Source organism: Streptomyces sp. NPDC002265, assembly GCF_040296125.1.
Classification (GTDB): domain Bacteria; phylum Actinomycetota; class Actinomycetes; order Streptomycetales; family Streptomycetaceae; genus Streptomyces.
Map to the genome: position 1 here is coordinate 1 of NZ_JBEOWS010000280.1, position 13,174 is coordinate 13,174.

General features: G+C 73.3%; 11 protein-coding genes and 1 pseudogene. 6 read left to right on the plus strand and 6 right to left on the minus strand.

All coding sequences use genetic code 11. The annotated features are described in order from the left end of the window. Window positions 1-278 precede the first annotated feature (278 nt). From ABT085_RS34535 to ABT085_RS34545, 3 genes are read right to left on the minus strand one after another with little or no spacing between them, the layout of a single operon-like run. The gene (locus ABT085_RS34535) at window positions 279-1,646 is read right to left on the minus strand and encodes an FtsX-like permease family protein (protein ID WP_351617126.1); all 1,368 of its coding nucleotides are present in this window, start codon (window positions 1,644-1,646) and stop codon (window positions 279-281) included. Beyond that, window positions 1,643-2,341, minus strand: a complete 699-nt coding sequence (locus ABT085_RS34540) for an ABC transporter ATP-binding protein (protein ID WP_351617129.1) — start codon at window positions 2,339-2,341, stop codon at window positions 1,643-1,645. The genes ABT085_RS34535 and ABT085_RS34540 overlap by 4 nt, the downstream gene beginning before the upstream one ends. Beyond that, window positions 2,338-2,871 carry a helix-turn-helix transcriptional regulator gene (locus ABT085_RS34545; protein ID WP_351617132.1) on the minus strand — a complete coding sequence of 178 codons (534 nt, stop codon included), beginning with the start codon at window positions 2,869-2,871 and terminating at the stop codon, window positions 2,338-2,340. The genes ABT085_RS34540 and ABT085_RS34545 overlap by 4 nt, the downstream gene beginning before the upstream one ends. 201 nt (window positions 2,872-3,072) lie before the next feature. Here ABT085_RS34545 and ABT085_RS34550 point away from each other — a divergent pair, with 201 nt between their 5' ends. The 3 genes from ABT085_RS34550 (at window position 3,073) to ABT085_RS34560 (ending at window position 5,855) form a co-directional block, all read left to right on the plus strand. Then, window positions 3,073-3,261, plus strand: a complete 189-nt coding sequence (locus ABT085_RS34550; protein WP_351617156.1) for a hypothetical protein — start codon at window positions 3,073-3,075, stop codon at window positions 3,259-3,261. Continuing rightward, a complete protein-coding gene (gene malQ, locus ABT085_RS34555) occupies window positions 3,262-5,397 on the plus strand; it encodes a 4-alpha-glucanotransferase (protein WP_351617135.1) in 2,136 nt (711 codons plus the stop codon). A 173-nt stretch (window positions 5,398-5,570) separates the two neighbouring features. Further along, entirely contained in the window at window positions 5,571-5,855 is a 285-nt protein-coding gene (locus tag ABT085_RS34560) for a hypothetical protein (RefSeq protein ID WP_351617138.1), read from the plus strand. A 114-nt stretch (window positions 5,856-5,969) separates the two neighbouring features. Here the strand turns inward: ABT085_RS34560 and ABT085_RS34565 are convergent, their stop codons facing one another. Next, on the minus strand, window positions 5,970-6,569 hold the full coding sequence (locus ABT085_RS34565; RefSeq protein WP_351617141.1) for a TetR/AcrR family transcriptional regulator: 600 nt from the start codon (window positions 6,567-6,569) through the stop codon (window positions 5,970-5,972). Between the two features lie 186 nt (window positions 6,570-6,755). On the opposite strand from ABT085_RS34565, the gene ABT085_RS34570 reads away from it, so the two are divergent. After that, on the plus strand, window positions 6,756-8,234 hold the full coding sequence (locus ABT085_RS34570; RefSeq protein ID WP_351617144.1) for an FAD-dependent monooxygenase: 1,479 nt from the start codon (window positions 6,756-6,758) through the stop codon (window positions 8,232-8,234). A gap of 203 nt (window positions 8,235-8,437) precedes the next feature. Here the strand turns inward: ABT085_RS34570 and pepN are convergent, their stop codons facing one another. Further along, window positions 8,438-11,011 (minus strand): aminopeptidase N, encoded by a 2,574-nt coding sequence (pepN, locus tag ABT085_RS34575; protein ID WP_351617147.1) that lies wholly within the window; start codon window positions 11,009-11,011, stop codon window positions 8,438-8,440. Window positions 11,012-11,123: 112 nt separating this feature from the next. Between pepN and ABT085_RS34580 the strand changes: the two genes are divergently transcribed. Continuing rightward, window positions 11,124-11,693: a DUF1203 domain-containing protein gene (locus ABT085_RS34580; RefSeq protein ID WP_351617150.1), complete on the plus strand. Its 570-nt coding sequence runs from the start codon at window positions 11,124-11,126 to the stop codon at window positions 11,691-11,693. On the opposite strand, the gene ABT085_RS34585 is transcribed toward ABT085_RS34580, so the two are convergent. Next, window positions 11,690-12,706: an aspartate-semialdehyde dehydrogenase gene (locus tag ABT085_RS34585; protein ID WP_351617153.1), complete on the minus strand. Its 1,017-nt coding sequence runs from the start codon at window positions 12,704-12,706 to the stop codon at window positions 11,690-11,692. The two genes, ABT085_RS34580 and ABT085_RS34585, sit on opposite strands and share 4 nt — an antisense overlap. A gap of 396 nt (window positions 12,707-13,102) precedes the next feature. Here ABT085_RS34585 and ABT085_RS34590 point away from each other — a divergent pair. Then, a pseudogene (locus ABT085_RS34590) lies at window positions 13,103-13,174 on the plus strand (iron-sulfur cluster assembly scaffold protein); the annotation flags it as partial.

Genomic DNA, 13,174 nt, shown 5'->3' on the forward strand with positions numbered 1-13,174 from the left:
ACGTCCTCGGTGCGGTCGGCGCCGCCCAGGGCCAGCGCGGTGGCCACGGCGTGCGCCAGCGGATTGGTGAGGACGCCGTCGACCACGTCGGCGCCTGCGCCCGTGCAGCGTGCGTGCGCCGTGCGGGTGCGTCCGTTCACCCGATTGCCCCGAGGCGCTCGCGCGCCCTCAAGCGTGCGCACGCGCCGGTTTCGCCTGACGTCCGCGCGCTGCTCGTACGTCGGTTCACGCTCTCCTTCAGGCGTCGGTCGTAACGCCGGGTCACGTGCGGGGGCCGGTCATGTGAAGCGCAGCTCCGCCGGGCGCACCGAGCGGTGCAGCAGGGGCAGCGAGGTGGCCGCCGCCAGCAGGCAGCAGGCGTACACCGCCGGCGGGACCAGCAGCGCCGCGTACGGCACCGTCGGCGCGCCGTGGCCCGAGACGGCGGCGGAGTAGCAGACGCCGATCGCCACGCCGCCCAAGCCCGCCGACAGGACCGAGGGGGCGAGCGGCAGCGCGGTCTCCAGCAGCATCGCCCGGGCGAGCACCCACCGCGGCACCCCGGCCGCGGTCTGCGCGGCCAGGCCTCGCCGACGGGTGGCCAGGGCCTCCGCGGTGCCCACCGCCAGCCCGCACAGGACGATCGCGGCCGCGATCAGGATGCCGACGGCCGTGAGGTCGAGTCCCGTCGTGTAGTACGTCATGTCCGTACCGAGCTGGTGGAGGCGGCGCATCTCGTCGAGTCCGTCGAGCAGGACCTGCCGCACCCCGACGAAGCCCGTCCCCGCCACCGTCACCAGCAGTACGGCCGCATGGGTGCGGGCCGCGGCCCACGGGTCGTCGCGCAGCCGCTCCGCCGCGATCAGCGCCGCCGCGGACCGGGCGCGGGGCGCCAGCAGCCGCCCGGTGAGGGCGGACACGGCCCCGGCCAGCCACACTGTGCCTGCCCCGACGGTGACGACCAGGCCGACCAGCATCAGCGGCAGCCGCCCGGCCCCCACGTCCGGCATGCCGGAGGCGGTGAGAGCCATCGCAGCCGACGCCGGCAGGAGCATGAGCAGTGACCCGCCCAGGAACAGCAGCCCCGGCGCCCGGCCGGAGGCAGGGCGCACCCGGCGTACCCGGCCCAGCGGCGAGGCCGCCACCCGGCGCAGCGCCAGCGCGCCCGCCGCCGCGCCCAGCACCGGCACGACCGGCGCGACCAGCGTGAATCCGGCCCAGGTGAGGGCGGTCGGCGCGGACCACAGGTGCAGCAGCACCGGCACGGCCCCGGCGGTGGCGAGCACTGAGCCGAGCAGACAGGCCAGCCCCGTCTCCAGTGCGGCGATCCGGTGCACCTGCGCGGGCGCGGCCCCGGCCAGCCGCAGCGCGGCCAGCCTCCGGTCGCGGTGGACCGCGCCGATCCGGGCGCACTGGCCGAGGAAACCGAGCACCGGAACCAGCAGGAGCAGCAGTCCGGCGATCACTCCGGAGCGGGTGCCGGGCTGGTTCAGCAGCCCGTGCCCGACGGCGATGCCGTACCGGCCACGCAGCGAGGCCAGGGACACGGCCGCGAGCGCGAAGCCGGTCGCCAGCGCCGCACCGGCTGCCGTGAGACCGACCCGCCACCACTCGCGCCGGTCGGATCCCCGGGTCAGTTCCCAGGCCAGACGGAGGTCGGTCCTCACGCGGTCACCTCCGCCGGGAGCACGGCCCCATCGCTCATCCGGATCTCGCGGTCCGCGTACGCCGCCGTCCGGTCGTCGTGCGTGACCAGCACGACCGCCGTGCCGCACTCGCGGGCCGTGTGCACCAGCGCCGTCATGACCTGCTCGCCGGCCAGGGAGTCCAGCGCCCCCGTGGGCTCGTCCGCGAACACGGCCTTCGGCCCGGTGACCAGAGCGCGGGCCAGGGCGACCCGCTGTTCCTGGCCGCCGCTCAGCTCGCCGGGCCGCAGCTCCTGCTGCCCGCGCACCCCGAACCGCTCCAGCCACTCACCGGCCCGCTCCCGGGCCGCGGCCCGCGCCGTCCCGGCCAGCAGCAGCGGCAGCGCCACGTTGTCGACCGCCGTCAGTTCAGGGATCAGCTGCCCGAACTGGAAGACCACCCCGAAGTCGGTGCGGCGCAGTTCGCTCAGCCGCTGCTCGGACAGCTGGCCGAGGCGCTCGCCGCGGTAGTCCACCGAGCCTCGGTCCGGTCGTACGATCCCCGCCAGGCAGTGCAGCAGCGTGGACTTGCCGCTGCCGCTCGGGCCGGTCACGGCGAGGATCTCGCCCGCGTCCAGGTCCACCGACGCGCCCCGCAGCGCTTGGTTCCCGCCGTACGTCTTGACCAGGTCGCGGGCCTGAAGAAGTGGCACCGGGCCTTCCCCTTTGGTGTTCATGTCGCGTCGACCTCCGCGGTCAGAGTGGTCAGCCGGGCCGCTGTGGTGGTCATCCAACGGAGATCGGCGTCGAGGTGGTTGAGGGCGTAGTCCGCCGAGAGAACGGTCGCCAGATCGGCCCCCGGGTCGGTCTTGAGGGCGGTCAGTCGGCGCATCCGTTCCAGATGGGCGGCGCGTTGCGCGCCGAGGTAGGCGGCGGGGTCGCCGCCGGCCAGGATCGAGACGACGACCTTGGCGAAGATCTCGTTCGTCACGAACGGCGCCGGCGGCGCGATCTGCGCCGCCCACCGGGTCAGTTCACGGGCGCCCTGCTCCGTCGAGCGGTACGTGGTCCGCTCCGGGCCGCCGTCCGAGCCGGTCCCCTCGATCTCCGCGAGTCCGTCGCGGACCAGGCGCTGCAGGGTCGTATAGACCTGCCCGTAGGCCAGCGGACGGGCCTGCGGAAAGCGTTCGTCATGGCGTCGCTTGAGGTCGTAGCCGTGGCTCGGCCCTCCGGCGAGCAGCCCCAGCAGGATGTGACGGGTGCTCATGGAGATGATTATGCACTCGATATATGTACTGAGTGAATAGCAGAGCCGAAACGTCCGCGGAATGCGGGCCGAAGCGGGGAGAGCCGGTGTGGAATGTGACGACATGTACGTTCTACCCGCCTGGGACGTCTGCAACAGCCATCGGTGGGTAGGGCTGCGGTATCCCGTCCGGCGTCGTCCGCACCCGACAAGGAGGCCCCCGTGGCCGCACCCGCATCCGCCCGCCCCCTGCTCCCCGCCCCCTCCAAACGCGAGGCCTGCCGGGCCTTCGGTGCCGAGCGGATCTGCGCCGAGCCCCCGCTGACCAGCGAACCTCCGCTGCCCGACGCGGAGCCCCTGACCAGCGAGCCCCCGCTCGCCGCCGCGGACACCGACGTCACGAGGCCGTAGATGACCGCACCCGGGACGGCCGCGCCCCTCTCCGAGGACCTGTCACGGCTCGCCGAGCTGCACGGCGTCGCCACCTCCTACAGTCCCTCCCCGGACCGCACCGTCGAGGCCTCGGCCACCGCGGTCGTCAGCGCCCTGGCCGCCCTCGGGGTGGACGCCGGCACCCCGCAGGCCGCCCGAGCCGCCCTCGCCGCCCGGGAAGCCGCCCTGCGCGCGAGGCTGCTGCCGCCCACCGTGGTCTGCCAGGCCGGTACCGCCCCCCGCGCGCTCGACGCGCTGCCCGAGGGCACCCGGCTGCGCGTCGACACCGAACAGGGCGGGATCCGGACCGTCGGGCAGGGCGAGACCCGTACCGCCGTCGGCGGCCTTCCGCCCGGAGTCCACCGGCTGACCGCCACCGCCCCCGACGGCCGCACGGCACAGGCGCACCTCGTGGTCGCCCCGCCCCGCCTGCCCACCCCCGAAGGGCGCTCGTACGGACTGCTCGTCCAGCTCTACTCCCTGCTGTCGCGGCGCTCCTGGGGCATGGGCGACCTCGGCGACCTCGGCGAACTCACCGCCTGGGCCGGACGCGCGCTCGGCGCCGGATTCGTCCAGGTCAATCCGCTGCACGCGGCCGTGCCCGGTCCGCCCGCCGACCCGTCCCCCTACCGGCCCTCCTCACGCCGCTTCCCCGACCCGGTCCATCTGCGGGTCGAGGACATCCCCGAGTTCGCCTGGGTGGAGGACCACGAACGGGTGCGCTCGCTGCTGGAACGGGCCGCGCGACTGCGCGAGACGGTGCTGGAGAAGGGGGCGTGGATCGACCGGGACGCGGTGTGGGAGCTCAAGCGGGAGGCGCTGGAGCTGGTCTTCGAGGTGCCGCTAGGGCCCGGCCGGTACGCCGCCTACCGCCACTTCCTCGTCGAACAGGGCGAGGCGCTCCAGGACCACGCCACCTGGTACGCGCTCGCCGAGGTGCACGGCCCGGACTGGAGCCGCTGGCCCGGCGGGCTGCGCGACCCGCGCTCGGCGGACACCGCCCGCGCCCGGGTCGAACTGATGGACCGCGTCGACTTCCACAGCCGGCTCGCCTGGCTGACCGACGCCCAGCTGACCGCCGCCCAGCGCACCGCGCGCGAGGCCGGCATGCCGGTCGGGCTGGTGCACGACCTGGCGGTCGGCGTGCACCCCGGGGGCGCCGACGCCTGGGCGCAGCAGGAGTACTTCGCCGCGGGCATGTCGGTGGGCGCCCCGCCGGACGCCTTCAACGCCCGGGGCCAGGACTGGGGCCTGCCGCCCTGGCGCCCGGACCGGCTCGCCGAGTCCGGCTACGCCCCCTACCGCCGGCTGCTGCGCGCCCTGTTCCGTTACGCGGGCGCCCTGCGCATCGACCACGTCATGGGCCTGTTCCGGCTCTGGTGGATCCCGCAGGGCCTGCCGCCCACCGAGGGCACCTACGTCCGCTACGACGCCGAGGCCATGCTCGCCGTGCTGGTCCTGGAGGCCTCCCGGGCCGGGGCGGTGGTGATCGGCGAGGACCTCGGCACCGTGGAGCCCGGGGTGCGCGAGGCGCTGCGCGAACGCGGGGTGCTCGGCACGTCGGTGCTGTGGTTCGAGCGGGACTGGGACGGCGACGGGCGTCCGCTGGCGCCCGGACGCTGGCGCTCCGACTGCCTCGCCACCGCCACCACCCACGACCTGCCGCCCACCGCCTCCCGGCTCTCCGGTGACCACGTCGAACTCCGCGACCGCCTGGGCCTGTCGCCCCGTCCCCTGGCGCAGGAGCGGGCCGAGGCGGCCGCCGACACGGGGGAGTGGCTGGCCCTGCTCACCCGGCTCGGACTGCTGCCCGGCACCGAGGGCGGCGACACCGCCGCGGAGGAGGCCGAGGTCCAGGCCGTCCACCGCTTCCTGCTGCGCACCCCCGCCCGGCTGATCGGGGTCTGGCTCCCCGACGGTGTCGGGGACCGGCGTCCGCAGAACCTCCCCGGCACCTGGGACCAGTACCCGAACTGGCGGCTGCCGATCGCCGACCCCGAGGGCCGTCCGGTGACGCTGGAGGAACTGGCCGCGTCGCCGCGGGTGCGCGCGCTGATGGACGCGGTCCGGGCGGGCCGGGACGAGGAGGCGGGAGGCGCCCCCGGGGAGGGGTGAGAACGCCCACCGGGCACCCACCGGGCACCCCCCGGGTGCCCCCGGGGGAAAGACCGTGAGGGGCGCCGCGGGGGGAGGTCGTGAGGAGGCGCGGGGGAGGTCGCGAGGGGCCCTTGGGCCTACTACGGCACCCCGGGCGCGCGGTCGACCCGGGCGTTCGCTAGTTTTGAACCGTGGACAAGAAGAACGCCCTGCGCGCCGGCGCCCTGGCTGCCGGTACGACGCTGATGATGCTGCTCATGTCGTCCCCCGCGCTCGCGCTCACCCGCGACGACGGTGACGACCCCGGTTCGGGCCTGAGCGTCATCGAGACGCTGGGCCTCTATGTCGTGCTCCCGCTGGTGATCTTCGCGGTGATCACGGGCCTGGTGATGGTCCTGGACAAGTCGACGGACCGCCAGCCCAAGAGCCGCCGGCCGAAGACCGCCGTCGAGGCGGGGGCGGGCGCGAAGGCCTGATCACGGCCACCGCCGAATCCTGACGCATTCACCGAGGGCGCCGTCCTCACCACTCGTACCGGCCGAAGCCGTACGAGGGTGGGTCGGCGCCCTCGGCGCGTCCGCGGCAAGGCTCTACGGGTGCGGTGCGGTCAGATACCGCTGCACGGTGGGAGCCAGCCAGGCCGTGACCTCCTCGGGGGTGAGCGAGACGGCCGACGGAAAGCGCAGTACGTAGCGGGTGACCGCGAGACCGAGGAGCTGGGTCGACACCAGTACGGCCCGGGCGGGGACCTGCTCGGGGTCCGGGCACACCGCGAGGGCAACCGGAAGGACCTGCTCGCGGAAGATGCCCTGCATCCGTTCGGCGCCCGACGGGTTGGTCACACCGACCCGCAGCAGGGCCGTGAGCACCTCGTTCTCCTCCCCCAGGGCCAGGAAGTGGGTCACGAGCACCCGTCCGACCTCGTCACGGGTGAGCGCGCTCAGGTTCGGCAGCGCCAGGTCGACGGAGACGGCCGCCGCGAAGAGACCCTCCTTGTTGCCGAAGTAGCGCATCACCATCGACGGATCGATCCCGGCGTCCTTGGCGATGGCGCGGATGGTGGCCCGCTCGTAGCCGTCCGAGGCGAATCGCTCGCGGGCGGCTTCGAGGATGGAGGTGCGGGTGGCATCGGAGCGGCGGGGCGCCGGCGCGGGGGTGGGGGCAGGCTTGGGCGACTTGCTGTCAGGCATGCCGACAAGCGTAGGTCAACGTTCGTTTGCCAACAAGAGTTTGCCAACAGTCGTTGACTTTCGCTCGAAGGGCGCTCTATTGTTGCCAACAAGCGTTGACCGTCAGGCGCTGACCGACGGACGCCGGCCGGCAGATGCCGTCCGGCGAAGGTTGGCCAACGGCCGTTGGCAGCCCAGGAGGCCCAGATGAACGGCACCACTGGCACCACCGATACCACCCCCCTCCCCGTGATCGTCGTCGGCTCGGGCCCCACCGGACTGCTGCTCGCCGGGGACCTCGCCGCCGCCGGGGTGCGGGTCACGCTCCTGGAGAAGCGCCCGCACGGGATCAGCAACCTCTCCCGCGCCTTCGTGCTGCACGCCCGCACCCTGGAGCAGCTCGACGCCCGCGGCCTCGCCGACGGCGTCGAGGCGGTCGGCCGGCCCCTGGACCGGCTGCGCCTTTTCGGCCGCCTCACCATCGCCCTCGACACCCTGCCCTCCCGCTACAACCACCTCCTCGTCATCCCGCAGTACGAGGTGGAGAAGGTCCTGGAGAGCCGCGCGGTCGCCGCCGGGGTGGACTTCCGGTACGAGACCGAGTTCGCCGGTCTGACCCAGGACGCGGACGCCGTGACGGTCCGCACGCGCGGCCCCGGCGGCGAGGCCGGGGAGCTGCGGGCGGCCTACGTCGTCGGGGCCGACGGGATGCGCAGCGCCGTACGGGACGCGATCGGGCTGCCCTTCCCGGGAGAGTCGGTGATCCGTTCCGTCGTCCTGGCCGATGTGCTGCTGGCCGAGGAGCCCGAGAACCTGCTCACCGTGAACACCGTCGGCGACGCCTTCGCCTTCATCGCGCCCTTCGGCGACGGCTACCACCGGGTCATCGCCTGGAACCGGGCCCGCAACGTGCCCGACCAGGAGCCCGTCGACCTGGACGAGGTCAAGGAGACCGTCCGGCTCGCCCTCGGCCGCGACTACGGCATGCACGACGCCCGCTGGATGTCCCGCTTCCACAGCGACGAACGCCAGGTGCCCGCCTACCGGGTCGGCCGGGTCTTCCTCGCCGGCGACGCCGCCCATGTGCACACCCCGGCCGGCGGCCAGGGCATGAACACCGGCCTCCAGGACGCCGCCAACCTGAGCTGGAAGCTCGCCCAGGTGGTCCACGGTCACGCGGGGCCCGCGCTGCTGGACACCTACCAGGCCGAACGGCACCCCGTCGGCAAGGCGGTCCTGCGCAGCAGCGGCGGCATCGTACGTCTCGCGATGGCCAAGCGCCCGTGGACGCTGGCCCTGCGCGCGGGGCTCACCACCGTCCTCGACGTGGTCGGCCCGGCCCGCCGGACGGCGGTCGGCCAGATCACCGGCGTCGGCTACCGCTACCCGGCGCCCAGGGGCGCCCACCGCCTCACCGGGGCGCGCGTCCCCGACCTCGCCCTCGTCGGCGGCGGCCGCCTGTACGAGGCCCTGCGCGGCGGCCGGTTCGTGCTGGTCACCCCGGAGGAGTACGAGGAGCGGGGCGCCCGCAAGGACCGGCTGGCCGTGACCCGCTGGGCGAGCGGCCGTCGTACGGCGCTGCTGGTGCGGCCCGACGGATACGTCGCCTGGGCGGCCGACACCGCCGACCCGGCGGCGATCGAGGCCGCGCTCACCGCCCATGTCGGCCCGGCGGAGACCCGGTAGAGCCTGTCCCGCCGGTCCTGTGGCCCGTCCGGACCGCGTGTACGGACGAAGCCCGACAACGCCCGGCGGGTATGCCCGGAGGGCGGGTGACCGCCCCGGTCACCCGCCCTCCGTCCGTACCGAAGCCGTCGGCCCGAACCGGCCACGCTGCCCCGGACCGGCCGCGTGCGACGCACCGACCGGCCGGGACCGCCGTAACAGGGCTAGGACGCCGCAGCGTCCGCCGCCTGTGCCTTCAGCGCGCGCTCGACACCCGAGCGGGACTCGGACATCAGGCGGCGCAGGGCCGCGTTCGGCTCGGCGGTGGCGAGCCACGCGTCCGTCAGGTCCAGCGTCTCCTGCGTGACCAGCACGGCCGGGTAGAGGCCGACCGCGATCTGCTGGGCGATCTCGTGCGAGCGCGCGTCCCAGATGCCCTTCACGACCTCGAAGTACTTCTCCGCGTACGGGGCGAGCAGCTCACGCTGGTCGGTCTGGACGAAGCCGCCGATGACCGCCTCCTGGACGGCGTTCGGGAGCTTGTCGGACTCGACGACCGACGCCCACGCCTCCGCCTTGGCCTCCTCGGTCGGCCGGGCGGCCCGGGCGGTCGCCGCGTGACGCTCGCCGGCGGCCGTACGGTCCCGCTCGTACTCGGCCGCGATCTCCGCCTCGTCGAACCGGCCGACCGACGCGAGCCGCTCCACGAACGCCCAGCGCAGCTCCGTGTCCACGGCCAGGCCCTCGACCGTCTGCGACCCGTCCAGCAGCGCCTCCAGCAGGTCCAGCTGCTCCGGCGTACGGGCCGTGGCCGCGAACGCCCGCGCCCAGGCCAGCTGGTGGTCGCCGCCCGGCGCGGCCGACTGCAGGTGCGCCAGCGTCGCCTCCGTCCAGCGGGTCAGCAGGGCCTCCCGGGCCGTCGGGTCGGCGTACAGGTCGATCGCCGACTTCACCTGGCGCTGGAGCGACTGCACGACACCGATGTCGGACTCCTTGCCGATGCCGGACAGCACCAGGGACAGGTAGTCGCGGGTGGCGAGCTCGGCGTCGCGGGTCATGTCCCAGGCCGACGCCCAGCACAGGGCACGCGGCAGCGACGACTCGAAGTCGCCCAGGTGCTCCGTGACGAACGCCAGGGACGCCTCGTCCAGACGGACCTTCGCGTACGACAGGTCGTCGTCGTTGAGCAGGACCACGTCCGGGCGGGCCCGCCCGGCCAGCTGCGGCACGGCCGTCAGCTCGCCGTCGACGTCCAGCTCCAGGCGCTCGGTGCGCACCAGCCTGCCGCTGTCCCCGTCGAGGTCGTACAGGCCGATCGCGATGCGGTGCGGGCGCAGCGTCGGCTCGCCCTTGGCGCCGGCCGGGAGCGCCGGGGCCTCCTGGCGGACGGCGAAGGAGGTGATCACCCCGTCGGCGTCCGTCTCGATCTCGGGCCGCAGGATGTTGATGCCGGCCGTCTCCAGCCACTGCTTCGACCAGGTCTTCAGATCGCGTCCGGAGGTCTCCTCCAGCGCGCCGAGCAGGTCGGACAGGCGCGTGTTGCCGAACGCGTGCCGCTTGAAGTAGGCCTGGACGCCGGCGAAGAACTCGTCCATGCCGACGTAGGCGACGAGCTGCTTCAGGACGCTCGCGCCCTTGGCGTACGTGATGCCGTCGAAGTTGACGAGCACGTCGTCGAGGTCGTTGATCTCGGCCATGATCGGGTGGGTGGACGGCAGCTGGTCCTGCCGGTACGCCCAGGTCTTCATGGAGTTGGCGAACGTGGTCCACGAGTGCGGCCAGCGCGAGCCGGGCGCGTACGCCTGGCAGGCGATGGAGGTGTAGGTGGCGAACGACTCGTTCAGCCACAGGTCGTTCCACCACTCCATGGTGACCAGGTCGCCGAACCACATGTGGGCCAGCTCGTGCAGGATCGTCTCCGCCCGCAGCTCGTAGGCCGCGTCGGTCACCTTCGACCGGAAGACGTACTGGTCGCGGATGGTGACCGCGCCCGCGTTCTCCATCGCGCCCGCGTTGAACTCCGGTACGAACAGCTGGTCGTACTTCTCGAAGGGGTACGCGTAGTCGAACTTCTCCTGGAACCAGTCGAAGCCCTGCCGGGTCACCTCGAAGATCGCGTCCGAGTCCAGGAACTCGGCGAGGGAGGGGCGGCAGTAGATGCCGAGCGGCACCGACTGCCCGTCCTTCTCGTACACGCTGTGCACCGAGTGGTACGGGCCCACGATCAGCGCCGTGATGTACGTGGAGATACGCGGCGTCGGCGCGAACTCCCAGACGTCGTCCTTCGGCTCCGGCGTCGGCGAGTTGGAGATGACCGTCCAGCCGGTCGGCGCCTTCACGGTGAACTGGAAGGTCGCCTTCAGGTCGGGCTGTTCGAACGAGGCGAAGACGCGACGGGCGTCCGGCACCTCGAACTGGGTGTACAGATAGGCCTGCTCGTCGACCGGGTCGACGAACCGGTGCAGGCCCTCACCGGTGTTGGTGTACGCGCAGTCGGCGACGACCCGCAGCACGTTGCGGCCCGCGAGCAGACCCGGAAGTGCGATCCGGGAGTCCGCGAACACCTCGGCCGGGACGAGCGCGTCGCCGTTCAGGGTGACCTCGTGGACGGCCGGGGCCACCAGGTCGATGAAGGACTCCGTGTCCCCTTCGGTGACGTCGAAGCGCACCGTGGTCACGGACCGGTAGGTGCCGCCCTCCTGAGCGCCGGAGAGGTCGAGTTCGATCTCGTACGAGTCAACGGTGAGCAGCGACGCCCGCTGCTGCGCCTCTTCGCGAGTCAGGTTTGTGCCAGGCACGCGTTCATCTCCTCGTTATGTGTCGGTTGCGCCATCCTTCCATGCGACCTGCACGGAACGCGATGTCCAAAACCCGCCGGTGAACGGCGCGCAGGAGCGCGAGCCTGACGGCATGACGACACAACCGGCCACGCACCCCGCCCCGACCACCCGCCCGACCGCGCACCCGGGCGCCCCCGCGGTGTCGACCGCGGCCTGCGTGGTCCGGCCCATCGCCCCGTCGGACCTGGCGCAACTGCGCACCGCCGACGACGCCGGGCGGCCCTGCGCCCCGTTCACCGACGACGAGGGCGGCTCCCCGCTGCGCTGCTGTCTGCGCCACAGCGAGCCGGGCGAGCGGATCGCCCTGGTCTCGTACGCGCCACTGCGCCGCTGGGCGGCGCGGACGGGCGCCGACCTCGGGGCGTACGACGAGCAGGGCCCCGTGTTCATCCACGCGCGCGAGTGCGCGGGACCCGGCCGGGACGGCGCCGGGGACGGCGTCCCGTTCGGCAACGCCCACCGGATCGTGCGCCGCTACTCGGCCGAGGGCCGCATCCTGGGCGGCGAGCTGGTGGGGACTCCCGGCGACACGGCCTTCCGCGAGGCGTTCCACAACGCACTCGACGACCCGTCCGTGGCGTTCGTCCACGTCCGGGCCGTCGAGTACGGCTGCTTCCTCTACGAGGTCGCCAGGGCCTAGGCCTTCAGCTCCGCCGCCACCAGTTCCGCGAGCTGCACCGCGTTCAGGGCCGCGCCCTTGCGCAGGTTGTCGTTGGAGATGAACAGGGCGAGACCGTGCTCGACGGTCTCGTCGGCGCGGATACGGCCGACGTACGAGGCGTCCCGGCCGGCCGCCTGGAGCGGGGTGGGGATGTCGGAGAGGACCACACCCGGGGCGCCGGCCAGCAGCTCCGTCGCGCGCGCCGCGTCGATCGGGCGGGAGAAGCGGGCGTTGACCTGGAGCGAGTGGCCGGAGAAGACCGGGACGCGCACACAGGTGCCGGAGACCTTCAGCTCCGGGATCTCCAGGATCTTGCGGGACTCGTTGCGGAGCTTCTGCTCCTCGTCGGTCTCGTTGAGACCGTCGTCGACGACGGACCCGGCGAGCGGGACCACGTTGAAGGCGATGGGGCGCTGGTAGACCTGCGGCTCCGGGTAGTCGACCGCCGCGCCGTCGTGGGTGAGCCGGTCGGCGTCGGCGACCACCTTCAGCGCCTGCCCGTGCAGCTCCGCGACGCCCGCGACGCCCGAACCGGAGACGGCCTGGTAGGTGGCGACGACCAGGGCCTCCAGACCGGCCTCCTCGTGCAGCGGCTTCAGGACCGGCATCGCGGCCATCGTCGTGCAGTTCGGGTTGGCGATGATGCCCTTGGGGCGGTCCGCGATCGCGTGCGGGTTCACCTCGGAGACGACGAGGGGGACCTCGGGGTCCTTGCGCCAGGCGGACGAGTTGTCGATCACGACGGCGCCCTGGGCGGCGACCTTCTCGGCCAGCGCCTTCGAGGTCGCGCCGCCCGCGGAGAAGAGCACGATGTCCAGGCCGGAGTAGTCGGCGCTCGACGCGTCCTCCACCGTCACACCGTCCAGGACCGTCCCCGCCGAGCGGGCCGAGGCGAACAGCCGCAGCTCGGTGACCGGGAAGTCGCGCTCCTTGAGGATCCTGCGCATGACCGTGCCGACCTGACCGGTGGCTCCGACGATTCCGACCCTCACGGCGACTCCCTCTGCGTACGTTTGCTCGTGTGTGACTGACGGGGGCTTTTCCATCATGCTGCCGCCCCCGGCCCATGTGTCCAATTCTTTGCCGGGTGTGCCCGAGGAATGGGACGCGGTCCTGCGGACGCCAGGTGCGTTCCTGCCCACCGAACCCCCGCTGAGCTGGAGATATTCCCTCGGCGAGGGCTCTGCGCCGCAAGCTGTGCTGCTCCGGACCCTGCCCGGCGGCACCTCCCCCACACGATGATGTGACGTACGCCTCTGGGCGCCCCGGGACTTCCGGCCGAACGTTTCGGGCCCCGCCGGCGTCGTAGGGGAAACGTGCGGAGGGGGTGGCTTGTGCTGCGCAGAAAGGCCTGGCGCGGCCGGGGGGCCGACGCCACGGCGGGCGACGACGGCACGACGATCAGCGACGTCTCGTACGAGGGGCAGGGCTGCTCGATCAGCCAGGCCTCGGCGTCCGTG

Bases quoted from the DNA above. Each gene is read 5' to 3' on its own strand.
- ABT085_RS34570 (WP_351617144.1), top strand. From the start codon at position 6,756: ATGAACGGCACCACTGGCACCACCGATACCACCCCCCTCCCCGTGATC.
- ABT085_RS34540 (WP_351617129.1), bottom strand. From the start codon at position 2,341: ATGAACACCAAAGGGGAAGGCCCGGTGCCACTTCTTCAGGCCCGCGAC.
- malQ (WP_351617135.1), top strand. From the start codon at position 3,262: ATGACCGCACCCGGGACGGCCGCGCCCCTCTCCGAGGACCTGTCACGG.
- ABT085_RS34580 (WP_351617150.1), top strand. From the start codon at position 11,124: ATGACGACACAACCGGCCACGCACCCCGCCCCGACCACCCGCCCGACC.
- ABT085_RS34545 (WP_351617132.1), bottom strand. From the start codon at position 2,871: ATGAGCACCCGTCACATCCTGCTGGGGCTGCTCGCCGGAGGGCCGAGC.
- ABT085_RS34565 (WP_351617141.1), bottom strand. From the start codon at position 6,569: ATGCCTGACAGCAAGTCGCCCAAGCCTGCCCCCACCCCCGCGCCGGCG.